Annotated in this window: 19 protein-coding genes; 11 read left to right on the forward strand and 8 right to left on the reverse strand. The window is 64.1% G+C overall.

Translation table 11 applies throughout. From position 1 onward, the window contains the following. The first annotated feature begins 71 nt into the window (after window positions 1–71). The 7 genes from KUV38_RS05330 (at window position 72) to KUV38_RS05360 (ending at window position 10,072) form a co-directional block, all read left to right on the forward strand. The gene (locus tag KUV38_RS05330; protein ID WP_222469057.1) at window positions 72–1,823 is read left to right on the forward strand and encodes an ATP-binding protein; all 1,752 of its coding nucleotides are present in this window, start codon (window positions 72–74) and stop codon (window positions 1,821–1,823) included. Between the two features lie 22 nt (window positions 1,824–1,845). Beyond that, window positions 1,846–3,180 (forward strand): sigma-54-dependent transcriptional regulator, encoded by a 1,335-nt coding sequence (locus KUV38_RS05335; protein WP_222469058.1) that lies wholly within the window; start codon window positions 1,846–1,848, stop codon window positions 3,178–3,180. A gap of 66 nt (window positions 3,181–3,246) precedes the next feature. After that, window positions 3,247–4,089 (forward strand): hypothetical protein, encoded by an 843-nt coding sequence (locus KUV38_RS05340; protein WP_222469059.1) that lies wholly within the window; start codon window positions 3,247–3,249, stop codon window positions 4,087–4,089. Window positions 4,090–4,162: 73 nt separating this feature from the next. Further along, the gene (locus KUV38_RS05345) at window positions 4,163–4,903 is read left to right on the forward strand and encodes a hypothetical protein (RefSeq protein ID WP_222469060.1); all 741 of its coding nucleotides are present in this window, start codon (window positions 4,163–4,165) and stop codon (window positions 4,901–4,903) included. A gap of 108 nt (window positions 4,904–5,011) precedes the next feature. Beyond that, complete coding sequence (gene guaB / locus KUV38_RS05350; protein ID WP_222470971.1) at window positions 5,012–6,460, forward strand: IMP dehydrogenase; 1,449 nt, start codon at window positions 5,012–5,014, stop codon at window positions 6,458–6,460. A 30-nt stretch (window positions 6,461–6,490) separates the two neighbouring features. Continuing rightward, window positions 6,491–7,654 (forward strand): RsmB/NOP family class I SAM-dependent RNA methyltransferase, encoded by a 1,164-nt coding sequence (locus KUV38_RS05355; protein WP_222469061.1) that lies wholly within the window; start codon window positions 6,491–6,493, stop codon window positions 7,652–7,654. 195 nt (window positions 7,655–7,849) lie between these two features. Then, window positions 7,850–10,072, forward strand: a complete 2,223-nt coding sequence (locus KUV38_RS05360; protein ID WP_222470972.1) for an ATP-binding protein — start codon at window positions 7,850–7,852, stop codon at window positions 10,070–10,072. Window positions 10,073–10,102: 30 nt separating this feature from the next. Here KUV38_RS05360 and KUV38_RS05365 read toward each other — a convergent pair whose 3' ends face one another. Beyond that, entirely contained in the window at window positions 10,103–10,426 is a 324-nt protein-coding gene (locus KUV38_RS05365; protein ID WP_222469062.1) for a hypothetical protein, read from the reverse strand. 486 nt (window positions 10,427–10,912) lie between these two features. Here KUV38_RS05365 and recA point away from each other — a divergent pair, with 486 nt between their 5' ends. The 3 genes from recA (at window position 10,913) to KUV38_RS05380 (ending at window position 15,072) form a co-directional block, all read left to right on the forward strand. Continuing rightward, the gene (recA, locus tag KUV38_RS05370; protein ID WP_222469063.1) at window positions 10,913–11,995 is read left to right on the forward strand and encodes a recombinase RecA; all 1,083 of its coding nucleotides are present in this window, start codon (window positions 10,913–10,915) and stop codon (window positions 11,993–11,995) included. A gap of 131 nt (window positions 11,996–12,126) precedes the next feature. Then, on the forward strand, window positions 12,127–14,781 hold the full coding sequence (gene alaS, locus KUV38_RS05375; protein ID WP_222469064.1) for an alanine--tRNA ligase: 2,655 nt from the start codon (window positions 12,127–12,129) through the stop codon (window positions 14,779–14,781). A 3-nt stretch (window positions 14,782–14,784) separates the two neighbouring features. Beyond that, a complete protein-coding gene (locus KUV38_RS05380) occupies window positions 14,785–15,072 on the forward strand; it encodes a DUF1330 domain-containing protein (RefSeq protein ID WP_222469065.1) in 288 nt (95 codons plus the stop codon). Window positions 15,073–15,077: 5 nt separating this feature from the next. Here KUV38_RS05380 and KUV38_RS05385 read toward each other — a convergent pair whose 3' ends face one another. From KUV38_RS05385 to KUV38_RS05400, 4 genes are all read right to left on the reverse strand, one after another. Next, on the reverse strand, window positions 15,078–15,662 hold the full coding sequence (locus KUV38_RS05385) for a VOC family protein (RefSeq protein WP_222469066.1): 585 nt from the start codon (window positions 15,660–15,662) through the stop codon (window positions 15,078–15,080). A 55-nt stretch (window positions 15,663–15,717) separates the two neighbouring features. Beyond that, window positions 15,718–17,538, reverse strand: a complete 1,821-nt coding sequence (typA, locus tag KUV38_RS05390) for a translational GTPase TypA (RefSeq protein WP_222469067.1) — start codon at window positions 17,536–17,538, stop codon at window positions 15,718–15,720. Window positions 17,539–17,597: 59 nt separating this feature from the next. Then, window positions 17,598–18,209: a YitT family protein gene (locus KUV38_RS05395; protein ID WP_222469068.1), complete on the reverse strand. Its 612-nt coding sequence runs from the start codon at window positions 18,207–18,209 to the stop codon at window positions 17,598–17,600. Between the two features lie 90 nt (window positions 18,210–18,299). Then, window positions 18,300–18,635: a DMT family transporter gene (locus tag KUV38_RS05400; RefSeq protein WP_222469069.1), complete on the reverse strand. Its 336-nt coding sequence runs from the start codon at window positions 18,633–18,635 to the stop codon at window positions 18,300–18,302. A 306-nt stretch (window positions 18,636–18,941) separates the two neighbouring features. On the opposite strand from KUV38_RS05400, the gene KUV38_RS05405 reads away from it, so the two are divergent. Next, entirely contained in the window at window positions 18,942–19,739 is a 798-nt protein-coding gene (locus KUV38_RS05405; RefSeq protein ID WP_222469070.1) for a hypothetical protein, read from the forward strand. Window positions 19,740–19,776: 37 nt separating this feature from the next. Here the strand turns inward: KUV38_RS05405 and KUV38_RS05410 are convergent, their stop codons facing one another. From KUV38_RS05410 to KUV38_RS05420, 3 genes are all read right to left on the reverse strand, one after another. Further along, complete coding sequence (locus KUV38_RS05410) at window positions 19,777–20,991, reverse strand: NADP-dependent isocitrate dehydrogenase (protein WP_222469071.1); 1,215 nt, start codon at window positions 20,989–20,991, stop codon at window positions 19,777–19,779. Between the two features lie 91 nt (window positions 20,992–21,082). Then, window positions 21,083–23,287, reverse strand: a complete 2,205-nt coding sequence (locus tag KUV38_RS05415; protein WP_222469072.1) for an NADP-dependent isocitrate dehydrogenase — start codon at window positions 23,285–23,287, stop codon at window positions 21,083–21,085. A 135-nt stretch (window positions 23,288–23,422) separates the two neighbouring features. Further along, window positions 23,423–24,112 carry a hypothetical protein gene (locus KUV38_RS05420; protein WP_222469073.1) on the reverse strand — a complete coding sequence of 230 codons (690 nt, stop codon included), beginning with the start codon at window positions 24,110–24,112 and terminating at the stop codon, window positions 23,423–23,425. Between the last annotated feature and the right edge of the window lie 46 nt (window positions 24,113–24,158).

A 24,158-nucleotide genomic window follows, 5' to 3' on the forward strand; every position in this document is an offset into this window, starting at 1 on the left:
GTGGCTCACTTCGGCGGCACCTGAGATGCCAATGCCTTTCCCAAAGCGCCGCCGCAGCATAGAGTTGCACGATGGACAAGCCCCGCTCTCCGCTGCGCTCATGGCGCCGTCCGCTTCAGCGGCTGGCCTGGGTCATGGTGCTTGTGCTGGCGGTTGTGACCGTGTGGCTGACCAACCATTACCTGACCCTGCGGTTCACCGAGACCACGCGCAACCAGTCGGAACTGCGGCAGGCGCTCTACGCGGGTAACATCATCTCGGAGCTGCAGCGGGCGCAGGTTGTGCCGCTCTTGCTCTCGCGCGACCCCTCGCTGATCGGGGCGCTGAACACCTCGGATTTTCTCAATACTTCGCAGCGGCTGATCGAGTTTCGTGACGAGATTGGCGCGAAATCGGTGCTGATGCTCGATACATCCGGCCGGGCCGTGGCCACGACCGACCGCAACCAGCTTGGCTCCAACCACCGCACCGCGCCCTACTTCGTGGAGGCGCAGCGCTCGGATGGCACGGTGTTTACCCTTCACCTTAAGGAAAACAACGCGATGGAGTTCGCCTACTCCCGCGTGATCCGGCATGACAACCAGAGCGTCGGTGTGATCGTGGTCGAGGTCGATCTTGCCAAGTTCGAGCGCCAGTGGGCGGGCATCTCGGATGCCGTGCTGGTGACCGACAGCACGGGCACGGTGATCCTTTCCACCGAGCCGCGCTGGCGCGGCAAGCCGGTGAGCGATGCACTGGCCGAGCAGGATGCGCCCTCGGCTATCCAGCGGGCACTGGAGGCCACGACCGACTGGAGCTTTTTGCCGCCCGATGCCTACCTCTTTGGCGAGGCGGTGATGCGCACAGACGGGCGCATCCCGTTTCAGGGTTGGCGGATCACGTCGTTCACCGCCTATAGCTCGATCCGCGAACGGGTGAACGGGGTGCTGGCGCTGGAGATCATGGCCTTCGCCCTGCTGCTCGCCGGTTCGTTCTGGTGGCTCTCGCGCAAGGCCCGCTCCGACCGCCGGGTGGCGCTGAAGGAGTCGGCAGAACTTCGCCAGTTGAACCTGCGGCTGCAGCGGGAAATTGCCGAACGGGAGAAGGCCGAACGCAGCCTTGAGGTGGCCGAACAGACCCTTGCGCAGAGCTCCAAACTGGCGGCCTTGGGTGAGATGTCGGCGGCCGTTTCGCATGAGCTGAACCAGCCGCTGGCCGCGATGCGCACCTACCTCGCCGGGGCCAAGCTCCTGCTGCAACGCAAGCGCCCGGAGGAAGCGCTTTCGTCGTTCCAGCGGATCGACGACCTGATTGGCCGGATGGGGGCGATCACCCGGCAGCTCAAGAGCTATGCCCGCAAGGGTGAGGTGGCCTTTGAACCCTTTGATCTAAGGGATGCGGTGAGTGTGTCGCTGAGCATGATGGAGCCGCAGCTGCGCTCGCGCCACGTGGCGATTTCGCGGAACTTGCCCAGTGAGCCGGTGATCATCCGGGCCGATCGGCTGCGGGTGGAGCAGGTGCTGGTGAACCTCTTTCGCAATGCGCTGGATGCCACCCGCGATGTCGAGGAGCCCGCGCTGGAGCTGATCCTTGCCGCCGGTGACACCGCCACGCTGACCCTGCGCGACAATGGCCACGGCATCGAGGATCTGGAGAACCTTTTCGAACCCTTCTACACCACCAAGGCCCCCGGCGACGGCGTCGGTCTGGGGCTTGCCATCTCCTCGGGGATCATCAACGAGTTGGGCGGACGTCTCACGGCGCGGAACGGAAGGGCCGGTGGCGCAGTTTTCGAGCTGCAACTGCCGATCCTGAGACAAGACAGCGCGACGGCGGCAGAGTAGGGCAGGACCACAGGAACAACACATGGCACAGGCTATGAAAATCGCAATCATCGACGACGAACAGGACATGCGCCAATCCATCAGCCAGTGGCTGGCGCTCTCCGGGTTTGAAACTGAAACATACCCCTCCGCCGAAGAGGCGCTGAAGGGGATCGGCCCCGACTATCCCGGCGCGGTTGTCTCCGACATCCGGATGCCCGGGATGGATGGCATGGCCCTGCTGAAGAAGCTGATGGCGCAGGACTCCGCGCTGCCGGTCATCATGATCACCGGCCACGGCGATGTGCCGATGGCGGTGGAGGCAATGCGGGTTGGGGCCTTCGATTTTCTCGAAAAGCCCTTCAACCCCGACCGGATGACCCAGCTGGCCAAGAAGGCTACCCAGCGCCGCCGGATGAACCTTGATGCCCGCGCCCTGCGCCGCGAACTCGGCGGCGGCACCACGATCATGAAAAAGCTGATCGGCGCGAGCCCGGTGATGGAGCGGCTGCGTGAGGATATCCTCGATCTGGGGCAGGCCGATGGCCATGTGCTGATCGACGGCGAGACCGGCACCGGCAAGACGCTGGCGGCCCATGCGCTCCATGCCGTGGGGAGCCGGGCGAGCAAGGAGTTCGTCATCGTCTCCTGCGCCGCCTTCGACGAAGACGAACTGGCCGCTCAGCTCTTTGAGGGCGATGCCGACAAGGGCCGTATGCCGCTTGTGGAGCAGGCCCGGGGCGGTACGCTCTGCCTTGAGGATATCGAGGCGCTTTCGCCTGCGCTTCAGGCACGTCTGCTGCAGTTCATCAACGAGCAGGGCAGCCCGGCGGAGACCCGGATCGTGGCGGTCAGCAACCTTCAGGAGCAGGGCAAGACTTCGGAAGATGCGCTGCGCCCCGATCTTTACTACCGGCTCGCCGCGATGAAGATCACCCTGCCGCCGCTGCGCCAGCGGGGCGAGGACATCCTGATGCTGTTCACCCGCCTTTCCGAGCAGTTCGCCGAGGAATACGGCTGCGAGGCGCCGGCGGTGACGGCCCAGGAGGCCGCTCAGCTGTTGCAGGCGCCGTGGCAGGGCAATGTCCGCCAGCTGATCAACATTGCCGAACGCGCCGTGCTTCAGGCTCGTCGTGGTTCGGGCACCATCGCCTCGCTGCTGATGAACGACGAGGGCGAGGTGCAGCCGGTGATGACGACCGAGGGCAAGCCGCTGAAGGAATACGTGGAAGCCTTCGAGCGGATGCTGATCGACAACACCATGCGCCGCCACAAGGGCTCGATCGTCAACGTGATGGAAGAGCTCTGCCTGCCGCGCCGGACCTTGAACGAGAAGATGGCCAAATACGGGCTGCAACGCTCCGACTATCTCGGCTGACCTGTCGCTTGCCCTTCGGGCCGCTTTGAGCAACTCTGCGCCCGGGGCGAGGTTGAAGGGTAAGCGTTGGAGCATAAAGGGATTTTCTGGCCGGCGGTCGGCGAGGTGTGGCGCGGCCGTGGCACGGCCCTGCGGGTCATCTGGCTTCCGTTTCTGATCAGCACAATTGCCTATGAGGCCTACTACAGGGCGTTCCCGAGCGGGATCGCCCTGCCTGTTACGGTGCTCGAGTTCCTCGTGTTCTCTTGGGCGGCGGTGGGCTGGCACCGGGTGGCGCTGTTGGATGAGGCTCCGGGGCCTGCGGGCACACGCCACGGCGGGCCGGTGCCGCGCTATGCCTTTGGCTGGTTCATCTCAGGGTTGGCCGCAGGCATCCTCGGGATGATGCTCTTTCTGGTGGTTTATCTCGGCCTCACACGGTTGTTTGGCGTCGGGGTATTCATGCCGATGCCCGGCCTGCCTGAAGTGTTGCTGTCGCCCATGGCCTACCTGAGCACAGCGTTCTGGGTGCTGCCGCTCGGGATCGGTTGTATGTGGCTGGTGATCTATCTTTTCTTCCATTTCGCCCGCGCGCTGCCGGCACTTGCGATCCGCAGGGACGGACGGTGGAACGAGGCGCAGCGCGGGGCCCGCCGCCGTTGGTTTGCCAGCGCTGCAGCGTGGTCTCTGCTGCTCTGGCTTCTGGCGGCTGCCTTGTATTACGGCACTTACAACGCGCTCCTGGAATGGGACAACAGGCTCTGGGAGGCCGGGCAGGATGGTGCGCCACTCTGGGCCTTCTCCCTGCTCGATGCCGCTTTCAACGTGGTCTACGCCATGAATGTGCTGATCGGTTCAAGTGTTCTGACCATAGCGTTCCGGCGATCTGCAAGCGTGGCGCCTGAAAATGACGCGGGGCAGGCGGAGTGAAGGCGCGCCGGAGTGACAGGCCGTTTGAGGGCCTGACGCTTGCTGCGCTGAAGCCCGGAGCTTAGAGCTCGGTATGGCTATCTTTTACTTTCTCGCCGTCGCGCTGCCCTACATCGCCGCCTTCCTGCTGTCTCTTGCCGTGGCCGCTGGGGCGGGGCTGCTGATCTGGCTGCTGAACGGTCGCCACTGGTGGGCTTGGCTGGCAGGTCTGGCGATTGCTGCGGCGGCAAGCACCGTCTCGCCTGTGCTGCAGCGCTGGGAGAACGAGCGCATCACCGCCGCGCTCGCCGCCTCCGAGCCGCAACCGGAAAGCCTCGCGCTGGAGCCGGGCGCGCTCATTCACCTGCATGATGGCAACCACGCGGGCATCACCTGCCGACCCTGTGATTTCACCGCGCTGCCTTTTGTCACCGAAGCCGAAACCGTCAGCCTCTACCCGGTGCTGATCAATGAGCGGGGCGAGTTGGTGGAGCGGATCAACCTGAACGCCCCCACGCCTGACCGGGCCACGCGCGCCCGCTTTCGCTACGCCTTCATGTCGGTCCCGCAGGTCTGGTATGAGGGCGCAGATTTCGACCCGCCGGAGTGGTATCCGGCGCCCGTGCCGGAAGACTTGAAGGGCGTGCACATGCTGGTCGAGCTGCCGCCCACCGGCATCATACGCCCAGCGGAACTTCAGCCACTCTACCTGCGGGTCAATCGGCAGTACGAGGCGGAGGCCTTGTTTTCATGGGGTTTCGTGACCGTCACGGTGCAACGGCCTTCGCCCGAGGAGATCCTGGCCGATCTCGCAGCCCGCGTCACCACGAAGTGACCACCAGATAAGGGGGGTGCCGCGACGCGCGGCACAATAGGCCTTTCGCTCCCGCAGCATCCATGTAATAGGGAAGCGCCAACCGAACCCCTCATCAGGAGAGCCATGATGGAGATTCGCGAGGCACTGACCTTCGACGATGTTTTGCTCGTTCCCGCCGAAAGCCGGGTGCTGCCCTCCACGGCGAACACCGCCACGCGGGTGACCCGCGCCATCACCATGAACATCCCGCTGCTCAGTTCCGCGATGGATACGGTGACCGAGGGGCGCATGGCGATAACCATGGCCCAGGCTGGCGGCATCGGCGTGATCCACAAAAACCTCGGCGTCGAGGAGCAGGCCCGCGAGGTGCGCCGGGTCAAACGCTTTGAAAGCGGAATCGTCTACAGCCCGGTGACCCTGACCCCCGATCAGACCCTGGCCGACGCCAAGGCGCTGATCGAGCGCTATAACTTCACCGGTTTCCCGGTGGTGGACGAAAAGGGCCGCGTTGTGGGCATCGTCACCAACCGCGACATGCGCTTTGCCACCTCCGATGACACGCCGGTCAAGGTGATGATGACCTCGAAGGATCTGGCGATCCTGAAGGAGCCCGCCGACCGCGACGAGGCGATCAGCCTGATGAAGGCCCGCCGGATCGAGAAGCTGCTGGTCACCGATGCCGAAGGCAAGCTCACCGGCTTGCTGACGCTGAAGGACACCGAGCAGAGCGTGCTGAACCCCACCGCCTGCAAAGACAGCCTCGGCCGCCTGCGCGTGGCGGCGGCGACCTCCGTGGGCGATGCAGGCTTCGAGCGCACCGAGGCGCTGATCGACGCGGGTGCCGATATCGTGGTGATCGACACGGCGCATGGCCATTCCGAAGGCGTGATCGCTGCCGTGGAGCGGGCCAAGCGGCTCTCCAACGAAGTGCAGATCATCGCGGGCAACGTGGCCACTGGCGAGGCGACCCGCGCGCTGATCGGGGCGGGTGCGGATGCGGTGAAAGTGGGCATCGGCCCGGGCTCGATCTGCACCACGCGGATGGTGGCGGGCGTGGGCGTGCCCCAGCTTACCGCCATCATGGATTGCGCTGCCGCTGCCGGCGACGTGCCGGTCATCGCGGATGGCGGCATCAAGTTTTCGGGCGATTTTGCCAAGGCGATTGCCGCCGGCGCCTCCTGCGCCATGGTCGGCTCGATGATCGCCGGGACCGATGAAAGCCCAGGCGAGGTAATCCTGTGGCAGGGCCGCTCGTTCAAGGCCTATCGCGGCATGGGCAGCCTCGGCGCCATGGCCCGCGGCTCGGCTGACCGCTACTTCCAGAAGGACGCGGCCTCCGACAAGCTGGTGCCCGAGGGCATCGAGGGGCAGGTGCCTTACAAGGGCTCTGCGGGCACCGTGATCCACCAGCTCGTCGGCGGGTTGCGGGCGGCGATGGGCTACACCGGCTGCGCCACCGTCGAAGAGATGCGCAAGAACTGCCAGTTCGTAAAGATCACCGGCGCAGGGCTTAAGGAAAGCCACGTGCATGATGTGCAAATCACCCGCGAAAGCCCGAATTACCGCGTGGGATGAGGGGCTTGCGCCCCTGAGTTGAGGTAGAACATGACCCCCGCCGCCCGGATTGCTGCCGCCGCCGAGGTGCTGGACGCCATCGCCGGCGGGCTGGCTGCCGAGCAGGCGCTCAGCCGTTGGGGCCGTGCCAATCGGTTTGCCGGGTCGGGGGACCGCGCGGCCATCCGTGACCATGCGTTCGACGCACTGCGCTGCCACCGGAGCTTTGCCGCGTGGGGTGGCGGCGAGACGGGCCGGGCCTTGATGCTGGGGATGCTGCGGCAGGCGGGCCGCGACCCGGGCGAAGTGTTCACGGGCGAGGGCCACGCGCCTGCCGCGCTGACCCCCGAGGAGGAAGCCGAGGGCCGGATACCTGAGGGCGCCGAGGCGCTGGACTGCCCCGACTGGCTGGCGCCCGATCTGCAATCCTCCCTCGGGCCGGATTTCGAGCCTGTTCTCAAGGCGATGCAGGGCAGGGCTGATGTGTTCTTGCGGGTCAACGTGCTGAAAGCCACGCGTGATGCTGTGGTGGAAGAGTTGGCTGCCGAAGGAATCATCACAGAGCCGCACCCGCTTGCGCCAAACGCCCTGCTTGTCACCAAAGGCGCGCGCCGTATCCGCAACGCACGGGACTTCACCGAGGGCCGGGTGGAACTGCAGGATGCCGGATCGCAGGCGATTTGCGAGGCGATCCCTTTGCCTCAGGGTGGCCGGGTGCTCGATTTTTGCGCCGGTGGCGGCGGCAAGAGCCTTGCACTCGCCGCCCGTGCGCCGGAGCTTAACTTTACCGCCCATGACGCTCACCCTCAGCGGATGAATGACCTGCCCGCGCGGGCCGCGCGTGCGGGGGTGAAGATTGCCACAACGGACGCGCCCGAAGGCCTGTTCGATCTTGTGGTGGCCGATGTGCCCTGTTCCGGCTCCGGCGCATGGCGGCGCCAGCCCGAGGCCAAATGGCGGCTCGATCGCGCCGGACTGGAGGCGCTGTGCGCGCTTCAGGCCGACATTCTCGATCAGGTCGCGCCGAAGGTCGCCCCGACCGGTCGGCTTGCTTATATCACCTGTTCTCTGCTCGAGGCTGAGAACGGCGCGCAGGCCGAGAGTTTCCTTGCCCGCCATCCCGGCTGGCAGAAGGAGACCACGCTTCGCTTGACCCCGCTGGACGGCGGAGACGGGTTTTTCCTTGCGATTTTCCGGCCTTCTCCCGGAGAATGACCGCAGGTTGCGCGGCGCGCCCAAAACTATCTTAATCCGCGATTAACGATTTTCGGGCGATTGTGCTGTGCAACGAATCAAAGGGAGAACCCACCCGTGTCGCACCCAGCGCTGACGCCTTCACCGGTTGCGCGCATCGCGCAGGCCTTTCGGGGAAAGGTGTGGCAGGTCCTCGGTGTGGCGGTGGTGTTCTTCATGTCCAGTGTGCTGGTTGCGGACCCGCAGGTGGCGATCATCCTCATCGCCTCCGGCTGCACGCTCTGCGCATTAATGATCCTTTTGCGTCTGGTCGCGCGCCGCCAGGCCGGCGCCGAGAGGGCGCTGGCCGAGACGGTCGCGGGCTTCACCGAGCTCGATTCCTCGCCCTGTTTCACGACCGACCTCGATGGCGCAATCTCGCACCAGAACGCGAGCGCGCGCAGCCGGTTCAAGTCGGAAACGGGTGAAACACTGCCACGGGTGCTGCGGGACCTGCTGGCCAACTCCGCCGCGCTGATCAGTCGGCTGGAAACCCGCGCCGAAGCCCGCGGGCATGCCTCGGAAGATGTCGTCACCCGCAAGGGGCATATGCGCCTCGTGGCGCATCGGCTTGGGGAAGACGGGTTCTTGTGGCGCATGGAGGATATGGTGGAGCGCGAAGGCGCGCGTGGCGCCGAAGGGCTCAGCCTGCCAATGATGACGGTCAACAAGGCCGGCGCGGTGCTTTTCATGAACGATGCGCTCAGGCGGGTGGTTGGAGGCCGGGTCAAGCGCATTGAAGACGTGATCCTCGATGTCTCCGATGCCGGCATTGCCGGCGCACAGCGCATCTCCGGTCCAGCCGGGGAGCTGCACTGTCAGGTGGTTGAAATCGCCGGGCAGGCGGGCCGGCGAGAGATTTATCTGCTGCCGCTGAACGAAGCACCCGCAGCCCATGTGAGCGGGGTAGCGGCTTCTCCGGGTGTGCTCGATCACATGCCGGTGGCGCTCCTGCGCATCAAGCGGGATGGCACCCTGTCGATGGCCAACCGCCTCGCCCGCGAGCTTCTCGGCCATGACGACCTAGTCGGCATGTCATTTGCCGAACTGGTCGAGGGTCTGGGCCGGTCTGTGCGTGACTGGATCACCGATGCCGCAGCCGGTCGCGGCCCGCTCCGGCCTGAGGTCGCGCGTGCCAAGCTGCCGGTAAAGGATGTGTTCCTGCAAATCTCGCTCAGCCGCGTGGTCGAGGGTGGCGAACCTTCCCTGGTGGCGGTGTTGAACGACGCGACGGAGCTGAAGACGCTTGAGGCGCAGTTCGTGCAAAGCCAGAAGATGCAGGCCATCGGACAGTTGGCTGGTGGCGTCGCGCATGACTTCAACAACCTGCTCACCGCCATTTCAGGCCACTGCGACCTGCTTCTGCTCAGGCACGATCAGGGCGACCCGGACTATGGCGACCTTGTGCAGATCAACCAAAATGCCAACCGCGCGGCGAGCCTTGTGGGGCAGTTGCTGGCGTTTTCCCGCAAACAGAACCTCCAGCCTGAGACGCTGGACATGCGTGAAACGCTTTCTGACCTCGGTCACCTTCTCAACCGGCTCGTAGGCGAGCGTGTTAACCTGTCTCTAACACATGATCCCGATCTGCCCTCGATCCGGGCCGACAAGCGGCAGCTTGAGCAAGTGATCATGAACCTCGTGGTCAATGCGCGGGACGCGATGCCCGACGGCGGCACCATCACGGTTGAAACGCAGACCCGGGTGCTCGATGAACAACTCCACCGCGACCGGGCCAGCGTCCCTCCCGGCAATTACGTGGTCGTCTCGGTCTCCGATCAGGGAACGGGCATCCACCCTGACAAGATCGGCAAGATCTTCGAGCCTTTTTGGACGACCAAACGCCCCGGCGAAGGCACGGGCCTCGGACTCTCCACGGCCTACGGCATCGTTAAACAGACCGGTGGTTACATTTTTGTAGATTCCATTCTGGGGCAAGGCAGTTGCTTTACCCTCTACTTCCCTGCCTTCGAACGGCTTGAAGAGGCGCCCCGCCTGTCGCTCGACGCTTTGCCGAGTGAGCCGACCGGAAAGGGCGAAGGTGTCATTCTTCTGGTGGAAGACGAGGCCCCGGTACGCGCCTTCGCCTCTAGGGCGCTTCGAATGCGGGGCTATACCGTGCTCGAGGCGGGAAACGCCGAGGAGGCATTGACGCTTCTCGATGACAGTGAGCTCAAGGTCGATGTCTTCGTCACCGATGTGATCATGCCAGGTATGGATGGCCCGAGTTGGGTTCGAAAGGCGTTGGAGATGCGACCGGATGTGAAGGTGGTCTTCGTGTCTGGCTATGCCGAAGACAGTTTTGACAATGAACAGGCCCTGATTCCCAACTCGGTTTTCCTACCAAAGCCGTTCTCGCTCACCGAACTGACGGCAACGGTTCACGACCAGATCCACTAGCGCGGTGGGAGGTGCGCGGCGCGGTCGCTCCTAGATGTTCTTCCAGTCCCCACCAGCAATCAGCGCATCATAGAGCCGAAAGTCCTTCTCGAGATGTCTGGCCAGCGGCGCGGCAAGCTCCGGGTCGACCTCAAGCGGCGCTTCGGGCGACACATTCTCACGCTCCAGCACGATCTCCCGGTCAAGCCGGCTCTCCAGAAAGGCCACAAGGTCGCCAAAGCGCTCGTAGGGAAAAAGGTAGTCGATCCCGACCCGGCCGTCCTCGGTGCGCAGAAACTTCCACTGTCGGCCAAGCCGGGCATAGGCGGGCTGAGGGTCTTGAAGGTAGCCGCGGAGGAACTTTGAAAAGTCCATGCTATGGGTTGAGTTGTTTTGCCCGTCCAGATCTGCCCTGCGCCGATAGCGGTACCAGCTGCCAAGCCAGTCTAGGGGTTCCCGCATCACAGCCACGGTTCGGAAGTTTTCCCACTCTTTCGCTCCAACGATCCGCGGCAACACGCGGTTCGACCAAGCATAGCCCATGTGTTTGACCAATGGCGGGTGACGAAAGGCAATGTCGGCCACATTTCCGAGCGCAGATTCGAGCGCATGCGTTCCCGTCTTCGGGGTTGCCAAAAGCACCAATCGGGCATCCCAGAACACCAGCATGCGCACCCTTTCTGCGTGTAATCCAAAGCATCTCGTAAACGTTCACGCTTCATTAACCAAGGGGCGTCAAGAATGGCGTCAGTAAGATTCAACTTGCTTTGTTCTCGTTTTGATCGCATACACTGCGGAACAAGAGGTGAACGGCAGCGCACATTGTCGCGACAGGCGGCATATGGAATAAGGACGGAAACAATGGCCACAGCGAAACTTCTGGACATGGGCAAAGCAGGCAACGGCGACAAGCAAAAGGCGCTCGACAGCGCATTGGCTCAGATCGAACGGCAGTTCGGCAAGGGCTCCATCATGAAGCTCGGCGGCGAGAACCAGCTGCCCGATATTGAAGCCACTTCGACCGGCTCGCTCGGCCTCGACATCGCGCTCGGCATCGGCGGTCTGCCGAAGGGCCGGATAATCGAGATCTACGGCCCGGAAAGCTCGGGCAAAACTACGCTGACGCTGCATTGCGTGGCCGAAGAACAGAAGAAGGGCGGCGTTTGCGCCTTTGTCGATGCCGAACACGCGCTCGACCCGCAATATGCCAAGAAACTGGGTGTGGACCTCGACGAGTTGCTCATCTCCCAGCCCGATACCGGCGAACAGGCACTCGAAATCACCGATACGCTGGTGCGCTCCGGCGCGGTGAGCCTCGTGGTCGTCGACTCGGTCGCCGCGCTCACCCCGAAATCGGAGCTTGAGGGCGACATGGGCGACTCTAGCGTCGGCGTTCACGCCCGCTTGATGAGCCAGGCCATGCGCAAGCTGACCGGTTCGATCAGCCGCTCGAACTGCATGGTGATCTTCATCAACCAGATCCGGATGAAAATCGGCGTGATGTTCGGCTCGCCCGAAACCACCACCGGCGGCAATGCGCTGAAGTTCTACAGCTCCGTCCGGCTCGATATTCGCCGCATCGGTTCAATCAAGGACCGCGACGAGGTGGTGGGCAACTCGACCCGCGTGAAGGTGGTGAAGAACAAGGTCGCGCCGCCGTTCAAGCAAGTCGAATTCGACATCATGTATGGCGAGGGCATCTCCAAGACCGGCGAGCTGCTGGATCTCGGGGTGAAGGCCGGTGTGGTGGAGAAGTCCGGCGCGTGGTTCTCTTACGGCGACGAGCGCATCGGGCAGGGCCGCGAGAACTCAAAGCAGTTTCTGAAGGACAACCCCGATATCGCCTATGAAATCGAGGACAAGATTCGTGCCTCGCACGGGCTGGATTTTGGCAGTTCCGAAGAGGATGGCGGCGCGGACGACGACGAGATGTTCGAAAACTGACGCGGCCTAATCGGTCACGATATCAAAGGGCGGCCCCGCAGAGGCCGCCCTTTTTGCATTCGCCCGTGGACAGCACCGGGGCAGGGGGCTAAACCTGCCCGGACCATTTTCCGCCCTTTCGGAACAAGACCATGCGCACGCTCAACGACATCCGCACCGCCTTTCTCGACTACTTCGCCCGCCAGGGGCATGAGGTGGTTGACAGCTCTCCGCTGGTGCCCCGCAATGACCCCACGCTGCTGTTTGCCAACTCCGGTATGGTGCAGTTCAAGAATCTCTTCACAGGGGTCGAACACCGCGACTACAAGCGTGCGACGACCGCGCAGAAATGCGTGCGCGCCGGCGGCAAGCACAATGATCTCGACAACGTGGGCTATACCGCGCGTCACCATACTTTCTTTGAAATGATGGGGAATTTCTCCTTCGGCGACTACTTCAAAGAGCAGGCGATCCCCTTTGCTTGGGAGATGGTCACCAAGGAGTTGGGCATCGATCCGTCGAAGCTGTTGGTTACTGTCTACCATACCGATGAAGAGGCCGCCGAGCTGTGGAAGAAGGTCGCCGGGCTGCCGGATGACCGGATCATCCGCATCGCCACGAGCGACAACTTTTGGCAGATGGGTCCGACCGGTCCCTGCGGCCCTTGCACCGAAATCTTCTATGACCACGGCGACAAATACTGGGGTGGCCCTCCGGGGTCGCCTGAGGAAGACGGCGACCGCTTCGTCGAGATCTGGAACCTCGTGTTCATGCAGTACGAGCAGTTCGAAGATGGCACCCGGCGCGAGCTCGAGGCGCAATCGATCGACACCGGCATGGGAATCGAGCGGGTCGCGGCGCTGCTTCAGGGCACGAACGACAACTACGCGACGGACTTGATCCGCTCACTGATCGAGGCGTCTGCCAACGTCAGTTCCACCGATCCGGACGGCGATGGCGCGGTGCATCACCGCGTGATCGCCGACCACCTGCGCTCCACCTCCTTCCTCATTGCGGATGGTGTCATGCCGTCCTCGGACGGGCGGGGTTATGTGCTGCGCCGGATCATGCGCCGGGCCATGCGCCATGCCCACTTGCTCGGCACGAAGGACCCGATGATGCACCGGCTCGTACCCGAATTGGTGCGCCAGATGGGCGGCGCCTACCCCGAGCTGGGCCGGGCCAAGGCGCTGATCGAAGAGACCCTGCTGGCCGAGGAAACCCGGTTCCGCCAGACGCTCGACCGCGGCCTTAAACTGCTGGACGACGAACTCGGCAGCCTCCCCGACGGCGCGGAACTGCCCGGCGCAACGGCCTTCAAGCTCTATGATACCTACGGCTTCCCGCTCGACCTGACGCAGGATGCGCTGCGTGAGAAGGGCCGGGCGGTGGATACCGAGGGCTTCGATGCCGCCATGGCCGAGCAGAAGGCCAAGGCCCGTGCGGCGTGGGCCGGAACGGGCGATGCCGCCGATGAGGCGCTCTGGTACGACCTGTCGGAAGAGAAGGGCACGACCGAGTTTCTGGGCTATGACACCGAAGTCGCCGAGGGTCAGATCCTTGCGCTCGTTAGGGGCGGCGAGAAGGCGGAGAAGGTCGGAAAAGGCGATGAAATTCAGCTCGTTGTGAACCAGACGCCGTTCTATGCAGAAAGCGGTGGCCAGGTTGGCGACGAGGGCGCGGTCAAAACCGAGACGGGCCGCGCTGTGGTTACGGACACCCGCAAGGTCGCGGGCGTGTTCATCCATTTTGCCCGTGTGGAAGAGGGCACGCTGGAGGTTGGACAGGGTGCCGAGCTAACGGTCGATCACGACCGGCGGAGTTTGATCCGGTCCAACCATTCGGCGACCCACCTGCTTCACGAGGCTCTGCGCGGGGCGCTTGGCGACCACGTGGCGCAGCGCGGCTCGCTCAATGCGCCGGATCGCCTGCGGTTCGATTTTTCGCACGGCAAGGCGCTGTCGGCAGAGGAGATCGGGCAGGTGGAGCGCGAAGTGAACGCCTTCATCCGGCAGAACACCCCGGTGGAAACCCGGATCATGACCCCGGACGACGCCCGTGCCATTGGCGCGCAGGCGCTGTTTGGCGAGAAATACGGCGACGAGGTGCGCGTGGTCAGCATGGGCCGCGCCGATACCGGCAAGGGCAGCGATGGCAAGACATGGTCGATCGAGCTTTGCGGCGGCACCCATGTGGGCCGAACCGGCGACATTGGCGCCTTTGCGCTGACCTCCGAGGCCGCAAGCTCTGCGGGTGTGCGCCGGATCGAGGCGCTGACGGGCGAGGCCGCGCTGGCTGAGCTGCGGGGCCGGGATGTGGCGCTCTCCGAGGTTGAGGGCCTGCTGAAGGCCTCCGGGCCGGATGTGATCGGGCGGCTGAGGAGCCTGCTGGATGAGCGCAAGAGCCTCAGCAACGAGGTCGCGCAGTTGCGCCAGCAGCTTGCCCTTTCGGGTGGTGGCGAGGCAAAGGCCGAGGCCAAGGATATCAATGGGGTCGCCTTCATCGCGCAGGCGCTCTCGGGCGTGACGGGCAAGGACCTGCCCGGCCTGATCGACGCACACAAGGAAAAGCTCGGCTCCGGCGCGGTGCTGCTCGTGGCCGATGCGGGCGGCAAGGCCGCTGTTGCCGCGGGTGTGACCGCTGACTTGATCGACAAGCTCTCGGCGGTGGACCTCGTGAAGGCCGCTGTCGAGAAACTGGGCGGCAAGGGTGGCGGTGGTCGCCCGGACATGGCGCAGGGCGGCGGTTCTGACCCGTCCAAGGCCGCTGAGGCGATTGCCGCCGCTGAAGCCGTTATCGGAGGATAAGACATGCCCGCACTCTGGATCGCCCATGTGACCGTCACCGACGCCGAGGCCTACGGCAAATACGCCGAGTTGGCGGGCCCGGCCATTGCCAAGCACGGCGGCACCTTCATCGCGCGGGGCAGCAAGTTCGTGCAGCTTGAGGGCAAGGAACGGCCGCGCAACGTGGTGGCCCGCTTCCCCTCGGTGGAGGCGGCGGTGGAGTGCTACAACTCGCCCGAGTACCAGGCCGCGCTCGACCACGCCCGAGGGGCCAGCGAGCGCGAGCTGATGGTGGTTGAAACCTCCGAGTAAATCACTCAGGCGTAAGGGTTCTTTGCGCTCCGGTCATCCGAGAGCGAACCTGTTTGCCGCGCCACCAGCGCCTCGATGGCATCGGCGAGATGCACGTCGCCAATGGCCTCATCGCCAGCCGTAACCCGCAGCTTGTGCGCCTCTGCCAGAACCTCGGCATGGGTGCAGCCAGCGGGTGGCTCGAACTTGTAGCAGGCCAGCTCAATCAGCAGGCCGAGCGGATCCTTGAAATAAAGCGAATCCATGAAGCCGCGGTCCTTGGGGCCGAAATGGCCGATGCCCCGTGCTTCCAGCCGGGTCTGCGCCTGGTTCCATGTGACCTTGGAGACGATGAAGGCGATATGGTGCACGCAGCCCGGCTCGGTCGGGGTGCGGCGCCGGTCGGCCTTGCGTTCTTCATTGGTGAAGATGGTGATCAGCCGCCCATCGCCAGGATCAAAGTAGAGGTGGCTCTCGTTCGCATCGTCCAGGTTGGGCTGCTCGAAGATGAAGGGCATACCAAGCACGCCTTCCCAGAAATCGATCGAGGTTTGCCGGTCGGCGCCGGTCAGGGTGATGTGGTGCACGCCCTGGGATTGGATCTTTTGCATGTGGGCCTCCGGGTGGTGGGTTTGGCTTACCCTATACCCACCCGGCCGCCCGGTGTTACCCCTCTGCGCGCGCAGCCCGTTTGCGCTCATGCGGATCGAGGTGCCGCTTGCGCAGGCGGATCGCGTTGGGGGTCACCTCCACCAGCTCGTCGTCGTTGATGTAAGCAATGGCCTCTTCAAGCGACATGGTGATCGGCGTGGTCAGGCGCACCGCTTCATCCGACCCGGAGGCGCGGACGTTGGTGAGTTTCTTGCCCTTGAGCGGGTTCACCTCGAGGTCGTTATCGCGGCTGTGCTCTCCGATGATCATGCCTTGATAGACAGGCGCCTGCGCACCGAGGAACATGCGGCCCCGGTCTTCGAGGTTCCACAGGGCATAGGCCACGGCCTCGCCCGCATCCATCGAGATCAGCACGCCTGCGCGCCGTCCGGGGATGCTGCCCTTGTGCGGTGCCCAGCTGTGGAACACGCGGTTGAGCACGCCGGTGCCGCGCGTGTCGGTCAGAAACTCGCCGTGATAGCCGATCAGCCCGCGGGAGGGAACGTGGGCGATGATCCGGGTCTTGCCGGCGCCTGCGGGCTTCATCTCCACGAGGTCACCCTTGCGGGCGCCGGTGAGCTTTTCGATCACTGCGCCGGAGTGCTCGTCATCCACGTCGATAGTGACTTCTTCGATCGGCTCGAGCCGCTGGCCATCTTCTTCGCGGAGCAGAACCTGCGGGCGCGAGATGGAGAGCTCGAAGCCCTCGCGGCGCATGTTTTCGATCAGCACGCCCATCTGAAGTTCACCGCGCCCGGCGACCTCGAAGGCCTCGCCGCCGGGCGAGTCGGTGACCTTGATGGCCACGTTCTGCTCGGCTTCCTTCATCAGGCGCTCGCGGATCACGCGGCTCTGCACCTTCTTGCCGTCACGGCCCGCCAGCGGCGAGTCGTTGATGCCGAAGGTCACGGAGATGGTGGGCGGGTCGATGGGCTGTGCATCGAGCGGCTCTTCGACGGCGAGCGCGCAGATGGTGTCGGAAACGGTGGCCTTGGCCATGCCCGCCAGGGTCACGATGTCGCCGGCCACAGCCTCTTCGATCTCTTGCAGACCGAGGCCGCGGAAAGCCTGGATCTTGGAAACGCGGAACTGCTCGATCTTCTGGCCGTTGCGGGTGAGCGCCTGCACGGTCGCGCCCGGCTTGATCCGGCCGGATTCCACACGGCCCGTCAGGGTGCGCCCGATGAACGGGTCGGCGCCGAGGGTGGTGGCCAGCATGCGGAAGTCCTCATCGGCGTGCTTTTGCTGCTTCGGTGCGGGCACGTGGTTGATGACCAGTTTGAAGAGGGCATCGAGGTTCTTGCGCGGGCCGTCCAACTCTGGGTCGCACCAGCCGGAACGGCCGGAGGCGTAGAGGTGGGGGAAGTCGAGCTGATCTTCATCGGCATCGAGCGCGGCGAAGAGGTCGAACACCTCGTCGAGCGCGCGGTCGGGCTCGGCATCGGGTTTATCGACCTTATTGAGCACCACGATCGGGCGCAGGCCAAGGGCGAGGGCCTTTGAGGTCACGAACTTGGTTTGCGGCATCGGGCCTTCTGCGGCGTCGACCAGCAGCACCACGCCATCGACCATGCTCAGGATCCGCTCGACCTCGCCGCCAAAGTCGGCGTGGCCGGGGGTGTCGACGATGTTGATCCGCGTGCCCTTCCACTCGACCGAGGTGGCCTTGGCGAGGATGGTGATACCGCGCTCGCGCTCGAGGTCGTTGCTGTCCATCGCCCGCTCGGCCACCGCCTGGTTTTCGCGGAAGGCGCCGGATTGCTTCAGCAGTTCGTCCACGAGGGTCGTCTTGCCGTGGTCAACGTGGGCGATGATGGCGATGTTGCGCAGGTCCATGGGGCTCTCTTTGACTGTTCGCGCCGCGCATATCCTGCACTGCGGCGAAAGGCTAGGGGCTATGTGACCACATACCAGTCGCGGCGGTGGTTGAAGGCCACCACGAGGTTGAGGACGACTGCGCCGAGGAGCGACCAGCCGACTGCTTCGAGCGGCAGGACGAAGGCGGCGACGGTGAAGAGGATCATATCGTGGATGAGCTGGGTCCAGCCCGCGCGGAAGCCGTACTTGTCTTGCAGGATGAGCGCGATGATCGAGACGCCGCCGAGCGAAGCCGTGTGGCGGAAGAGGCCCAGCAGCCCCACGCCTGCGGCGACGCCGAAGAGCAGCGCGGAGGCGGCGGGGTGGATGTGGCCGATGACGAGGGCAGGGTCGAGCACTGCTGTCAGCAGCGAGAGCAGGGTCACCGTTGCCAGTGATTTCAGGCAAAAGACCGGCCCGCGCGCGTGCCAGGCAAAGGCATAGAACGGGATGTTGATGACAAAGAACACGAGGCCGAAGGACCAGCCAGAGAGGTAGGCGATGATCAGGGCTGTACCTGCCGTCCCGGAAGAGATGAGGCCCGCCGCGCGCAGCAGGTGCACGCCGAGGGCGGCCTGAGCGGAGGCGATCAGGAGGCCTTGGGCATCTTCGAGGAGGGTGTAATGCGGTTTTTCGTCAGCAAGCGCCATGGGCCTGCTGTGGCGCAGGGGGAGGGTGGCGTCAAACCCGCGCGGAAGGCTGCGGGCGTGACGTGGCGTCCGTTGCCTGATGGGCGGGCCTCAATGGCCGGTAGTTGCCGAGAAAAGATGCAGCACGAGGACGCCGGAGAGGATCAGGCCGAGGCCGAGCACGGCGGGCAGATCGAGCCGCTGGTTGTAGAGCAGGAAGCCCATGAGCGCGATCAGCACGATCCCGAGGCCGGACCAGATGGCATAGACGACGCCCACGGGCATCACCTTTACCGTCAGGGACAGAAAGTAGAACGACACCGCATAGGCGACGACCACCACGGCGGCGGGCGCGAGCCGGGTGAAGCCCTTGGTCGCCGGAAGGGCCACCGTGCCGATGGTTTCCGCCACGATGGCGAGCACGAGGAAAAGATAGGTCTTGGGCATGATGGCACCGAAAGCAAAGGGGAGGGATCACGGCGCACCGTTCTGCTCCCTGTAGCTCATGGTGGCGTTTGTGGCGAGTCATCGCTGTGTGGATGTTCACACAGAGCCGCGATTGAGTGTGCGGGTTTTCGCACGTTGAGAGCGTGGTGGTGGTTCAGGAGCGCCATGCAACTTATTGATTATGCTGCTATTAGGTTGGTTGTCTGCTGTGAGCACATTTTTGCGTTGTCAGCCCACCGGCGGCTCCCGACAGTGCTGGCACATCGTTTGCGAAACGCGCAGACCAATCCAATGGGAGGAAAAAATATGATCCGCCGGACAGTGCTCCGCGCGGCCCTGATGGCCGCATGCCTTACACCGCTCACGCTCCAGCCGCTCGCGGCGCAGGACGCTTCGCCCGAAGTAACCCAGCCGCAGGCCGAAAGCCCGGCCCGCGTGCTGCTCGTGGGCAACAGCTACCTTTACTACAACGACAGCCTGCACAATCACCTGCGCCGTATGGTCATGGCGGGCACCGAGGTGGAGCCTCAGTACAAGTCGGCCACTATCGGCGGCGCGCGGCTGGACCATCACAACATCGACTGGCTCACCCAGCCCGGGGCGATCGGGGTGGAAGAACCGTTTGAACTGGTGATCCTTCAGGGCCACTCCAACGCTGCGCTCTCGGAGAAGAACAAGACACGCTACATGGAGGCCGCGAAGGCCGCAGCGGCGCTGATTGCCGAGCGCGGCGGCAAGGTGGCCCTCTACATGCCGCACGCCTATGTGGACCCGCACAAGAGCGCCGATCCGGAGAATATCCGCGCCAACGAACGGTTCTATACCGAGGCAGGCAACGAGCTCGACGCCATCGTCATCCCGGTCGCGCTGGCCTTCGAGGAGGCCTACAAGCGGCGGCCCGATATGGCTCTGCACAAGGATTACGACGGGTCGCATCCGAGCCTGCTCGGCAGCTTCCTCGCGGCAGCCACGGCCTATGCGACGCTCTACGGCGCTGATCCTGTGGGCAATGAATACGACTACTTCGGTAAGGTCGGCGCAGAGGATGCGGCCTTCCTCCAGGAAGTCGCGCGCGACACCGTGAACGCCTACTTCGGGCGGTAAAACGAAGAAGGGCCCGCTTTGCGCGGGCCCTTTTGCCTCAGCCAGTGAGGGCTTTGTTCAGGTTCTCGTCGATCTTTTCGAGGAAGCCGATGGTGGTCAGCCAGCCTTGGTCGGGGCCGACGAGGAGGGCCAGATCCTTGGTCATGTGCCCTGCTTCCACCGTGTCGATGATCACGTGTTCCAGCGTTTCGGCGAAGGCCCGCAGCGCCACGTTGCCATCGAGCTTGGCGCGGTGCTTCAGCCCGCCGGTCCAGGCGTAGATCGAGGCGATGGAGTTGGTGGAGGTGCTTTTGCCCTCCTGATGCTGGCGGTAGTGGCGGGTGACCGTGCCGTGCGCCGCTTCGGCCTCGACGATCTTGCCATCCGGGGTCATCAGTTGCGAGGTCATCATGCCCAGGCTGCCGAAGCCCTGTGCCACCGTGTCGGACTGCACATCGCCATCGTAGTTCTTGCAGGCCCAGACGAACTTGCCGTTCCACTTGAGGGCGCAGGCCACCATATCGTCGATCAGGCGGTGCTCGTACCAGATGTCCTTGGCCTTGAATTTCTCTTCAAATTCAGCCTCGTAGATCTCCTGAAACAGATCCTTGAAACGGCCGTCATAGGCCTTGAGGATTGTGTTCTTGGTGCTCAGATACACCGGCCAGCCGATGTTGAGCCCGTAGTTGAAAGAGGCGCGGGCGAAGTCGCGGATGCTTTCATCCTGGTTGTACATGCCCATGTAAACGCCGGCATCGGGGGCGTCGTAAACCTCGCGTTCGATCACTTCACCATTGGCGCCTTCCCATTTCATCGTCAGCTTGCCGCCGGACGGAAAGTGGAAGTCGGTCGCCTTGTACTGGTCGCCAAAGGCGTGGCGGCCGACGACGATGGGCGAGGTCCAGCCCGGCACGAGGCGCGGGACGTTCTTGCAGATGATTGGCTGGCGGAAGACCACGCCGCCGAGGATGTTGCGGATGGTGCCGTTGGGCGAGCGCCACATCTTCTTGAGGCCGAACTCCTCCACCCGCGCCTCGTCGGGCGTGATGGTAGCGCATTTCACCCCAACGCCGACTTCCTTGATCTTCTCGGCGGCGTCGATGGTGATCTGGTCGTCGGTCTCGTCGCGCACTTGAATCGAGAGGTCGTAGTAGAGCAGGTCGATGTCGAGATAGGGCTCAATCAGCTTTTTCTTGATGAAATCCCAGATGATCCGGGTCATCTCGTCACCGTCGATCTCGACCATCGGGTTCTCGACTTTGATCTTCGACATCTTGGCTCCTTGGGTTTCTGCCCTCAGCTATGGCGCGTTTTGGTTAAGCGCCGGTAAAACTGCGGCGGCCTTTTGGGCCGCCGCGAGAGGTTTATCCGATGATCGCGTTCAGCGTTTCGCTGGGGCGCATCACCCCGGCCAGTTTGGACGCCTCGTTCATGTAATAGCCACCCGTGTCGGCAGGTTTGCCCTGTGGTGCGGCCAGCTCGCCGGTAATTTGCGCCTCGCCTTCGGCCAGTGCCTTGGCAATGGGCGCAAACTCTGCGGCCAGCTCGGCATCGGCGCTTTGGGCGGCGAGCGCCTCGGCCCAGTAGCGGGCGAACCAGTAGTGGCTGTCGCGGTTGTCGGGCTCGCCTACCTTGCGGGAGGGGGAGCGGTCATGATCGAGGATGCCTTGGGTGGCGGTATCGACCGCATCGCCCAGCACCTTGGCCTTGGCGTTGCCCTTCACATCCGCGAGGAAGCGGAAGCTCTCGCCCAGCGCGCAGAACTCGCCCAAGGAGTCCCAGCGCAGGTGGTTCTCTTCGTGCAGCTGCTGCACGTGCTTGGGGGCAGAGCCACCAGCGCCGGTCTCGAAGAGGCCGCCGCCCTGCATCAGCTTGACGATCGAGAGCATCTTGGCGGAGGTCGCCAGCTCGAGGATCGGGAAGAGGTCGGTCAGGTAGTCGCGCAGCACGTTGCCGGTGATGGCGATGGTGTTCTCGCCCTTGGTGATGGTCTCGAGGCTGGCGCGGGTTGCCTCGCGCGGCGCCATGATCTCGAACTTGTCGGCAACGCCCTTGGCTTCGAGGATCGGCTTGACCATCGCGATGAGCTGCGCGTCATGGGCGCGGGTCTCGTCGAGCCAGAAGATCGAGCGGTAGCCGGTGGCCTTCTGCCGTTCGATGGCGAGGTTCACCCAGTCTTCGATCGGGGCCTTGCGGGCGGAGGCAGACCGCCAGATGTCGCCCTTTTTCACCGCGTGCTGGTGCAGCACGGTGCCGTCTTCCAACACCATCTTAACGGTGCCATCCTCGGGAATCTCGAAGGTGGTGGGGTGCGAGCCGTATTCCTCGGCTTTCTGGGCCATCAGGCCGAGGTTTTGCACGGTGCCGGCGGTGGCCGGGTTCAGTTTGCCGTTCTCTTTGAAGAATTTGATCGTCTCGTCATAGACCGGCGCGTAGCTGTTGTCGGGGATGACGCAGACGGTATCTGCCTCTTTGCCATCGGGGCCCCAGCCCTTGCCGCCCGCGCGGATGAGGGCGGGCATGGAGGCGTCGATGATCACGTCAGACGGCACGTGCAGGTTGGTGATGCCCTTGTCGGAGTTCACCATATACATCGGCGGGCGAGCGGCGGTGACCTCGTCGATGGCCGCCATGATCTCGGGCTCGTCCTTCACCTTGTCGAGCAGCGCACCGAGGCCGCCGTTGGGGTTGACGCCGAGCGCGGCGAGCTTGTCGCCGAACTGCTCGAAGACCGGGGCGAGCCAGGCCTTGACCGCATGGCCGAAGATGATCGGGTCGGAGACCTTCATCATCGTGGCCTTCATGTGCAGCGAGAACAGCACGCCTTCCTGCTTGGTCTTCTCGATTTCCTCGGCGAGGAAGGCATCGAGCGCGTCGGCGCTCATGAAGGTGGCATCCACGACCGTTCCGGCGGGGTAGCTCACGCCCTCTTTCAGCACGGTCTCACCGGATGCACCCTCAAGCACGATCTTGGCGGTTGCCGCGGCGCCCAGCGTGGCCGAAACCTCGTTGGAGCGGAAGTCGTTGCCCTCCATCGATGCGACGCGGGTCTTGCTGTCGGCAGTCCACTCGCCCATGCGGTGCGGGTTGGCCTGGGCATAGTTCTTGACGGCTGTGGCGGCGCGGCGGTCGGAGTTGCCCTCGCGCAGGACCGGGTTCACGGCGGAGCCCTTGATCCCGTCGTACTTGGCGCGCACCGCCTTTTCCTCATCGGTTTCAGGGGTGTAGGGGTAATCGGGCAGGGCGAAGCCCTTGGCTTGCAGCTCCTTCACTGCGGCCACCAGCTGCGGCTCGGAGGCCGAGATGTTGGGCAGCTTGATCACGTTGGCCTCGGGGGTCTTCACCAGTTCGCCCAGCTCGGCCAGATCGTCGGAAATGCGCTGATCGTCCTTCAGATGGTCGGGGAAGGTCGCCAGAATGCGGCCGGCGAGCGAGATATCCTTGGTGCCCACGGTGATGCCCGCCGCCTTGGCAAAGCGCTGGATGATCGGCAGGAGCGACGCGCTGGCCAGTTCCGGGGCCTCGTCGACCTTGGTGTAAATGATGTCGGGCGTGTTGCTGTCGGCCATGTCTGAGCCCCCTCGCTAGGTGTTGGTCCGGCCCGATACGCACCGCTGCGGCGCGGAATCGGGATGTTGCCGCTCTCCTATCCCAAATCCCGGGCGCATGGAAGGTATGCCGTTGTATACCAATTGTCGCGGGAGTCAGTTTTCGGAGGCCTTTAGGGCGGCTGAGAGGGTTTGGCCAAGCTCCACCAGTGCATCGGCCTGCTCCGGCCGCTTGAGCGCGCCATGCTGGCGAATGGAGAGCCCCTCGCGGCTGCGGATCACGGCGGGGCGTGTGCTGCCTGAAAGAGGGCTGTTGGTGAGCGCCGGGTGCAGGGCGATGGGGCGCAGGGCATCTTCGGCGCCCGGTGTTGCCATGAGCAGGGCAGGGCTGCCCTCCAGCGGCACGGGTTTCAGATCTGGCACCTCCGCCGCCATGCTGCCGAGGAGTTTGCCGAGCACGGCCTGTGCCAGACCGCCGCCGAGCATGCCCGAAAACCGTTCCACATCGGCGGCCCGGCTGGCCGGAATATCGAGCGTCAGCAGAGAGAGGCCGTGGGGCAGGGCGAGGGACGGGTCTATCCACATGCTGTAGCGGGTGGAACTGCTGGATTGTGAACTGCCCGAACGCTGCACCACGCTTTGCAACTCCCAACCTTCGCGCGGGCTGGTGATGCGGGTGATCCGCTTGTCGCCCTCGCGGCTCTGGGCATAGCTCCATCCAGCGGCGGCGCAATGGGCCCGGAGCAGGGCCTCGCGTTTCTTGGCCCACCAGAGCAGCGCCCCGACCAGCGCGATCTGGCCAAGGAACACGACCGTAACGAGGATGATGATGACCGTGGTCGACATTTGACCTCTCTGCGAAGTTTCGCCGCCACCCTAGCCACGCCCGCCT

It is taken from the genome of Vannielia litorea (genome assembly GCF_019801175.1).
Lineage (GTDB): Bacteria > Pseudomonadota > Alphaproteobacteria > Rhodobacterales > Rhodobacteraceae > Vannielia > Vannielia litorea_B.

Excerpts from the sequence above, each read along its gene's own strand:
- KUV38_RS05380 (WP_222469065.1), top strand. The coding sequence starts at position 14,785 with ATGCCCGCACTCTGGATCGCCCATGTGACCGTCACCGACGCCGAGGCC.
- KUV38_RS05405 (WP_222469070.1), top strand. The coding sequence starts at position 18,942 with ATGATCCGCCGGACAGTGCTCCGCGCGGCCCTGATGGCCGCATGCCTT.
- KUV38_RS05385 (WP_222469066.1), bottom strand. The coding sequence starts at position 15,662 with ATGCAAAAGATCCAATCCCAGGGCGTGCACCACATCACCCTGACCGGC.
- KUV38_RS05330 (WP_222469057.1), top strand. The coding sequence starts at position 72 with ATGGACAAGCCCCGCTCTCCGCTGCGCTCATGGCGCCGTCCGCTTCAG.
- typA (WP_222469067.1), bottom strand. The coding sequence starts at position 17,538 with ATGGACCTGCGCAACATCGCCATCATCGCCCACGTTGACCACGGCAAG.
- KUV38_RS05335 (WP_222469058.1), top strand. The coding sequence starts at position 1,846 with ATGGCACAGGCTATGAAAATCGCAATCATCGACGACGAACAGGACATG.
- KUV38_RS05360 (WP_222470972.1), top strand. The coding sequence starts at position 7,850 with ATGTCCAGTGTGCTGGTTGCGGACCCGCAGGTGGCGATCATCCTCATC.
- alaS (WP_222469064.1), top strand. The coding sequence starts at position 12,127 with ATGCGCACGCTCAACGACATCCGCACCGCCTTTCTCGACTACTTCGCC.
- KUV38_RS05400 (WP_222469069.1), bottom strand. The coding sequence starts at position 18,635 with ATGCCCAAGACCTATCTTTTCCTCGTGCTCGCCATCGTGGCGGAAACC.
- guaB (WP_222470971.1), top strand. The coding sequence starts at position 5,012 with ATGGAGATTCGCGAGGCACTGACCTTCGACGATGTTTTGCTCGTTCCC.
- KUV38_RS05415 (WP_222469072.1), bottom strand. The coding sequence starts at position 23,287 with ATGGCCGACAGCAACACGCCCGACATCATTTACACCAAGGTCGACGAG.
- recA (WP_222469063.1), top strand. The coding sequence starts at position 10,913 with ATGGCCACAGCGAAACTTCTGGACATGGGCAAAGCAGGCAACGGCGAC.
- KUV38_RS05420 (WP_222469073.1), bottom strand. The coding sequence starts at position 24,112 with ATGTCGACCACGGTCATCATCATCCTCGTTACGGTCGTGTTCCTTGGC.
- KUV38_RS05355 (WP_222469061.1), top strand. The coding sequence starts at position 6,491 with ATGACCCCCGCCGCCCGGATTGCTGCCGCCGCCGAGGTGCTGGACGCC.
- KUV38_RS05365 (WP_222469062.1), bottom strand. The coding sequence starts at position 10,426 with ATGGACTTTTCAAAGTTCCTCCGCGGCTACCTTCAAGACCCTCAGCCC.
- KUV38_RS05395 (WP_222469068.1), bottom strand. The coding sequence starts at position 18,209 with ATGGCGCTTGCTGACGAAAAACCGCATTACACCCTCCTCGAAGATGCC.
- KUV38_RS05345 (WP_222469060.1), top strand. The coding sequence starts at position 4,163 with ATGGCTATCTTTTACTTTCTCGCCGTCGCGCTGCCCTACATCGCCGCC.
- KUV38_RS05410 (WP_222469071.1), bottom strand. The coding sequence starts at position 20,991 with ATGTCGAAGATCAAAGTCGAGAACCCGATGGTCGAGATCGACGGTGAC.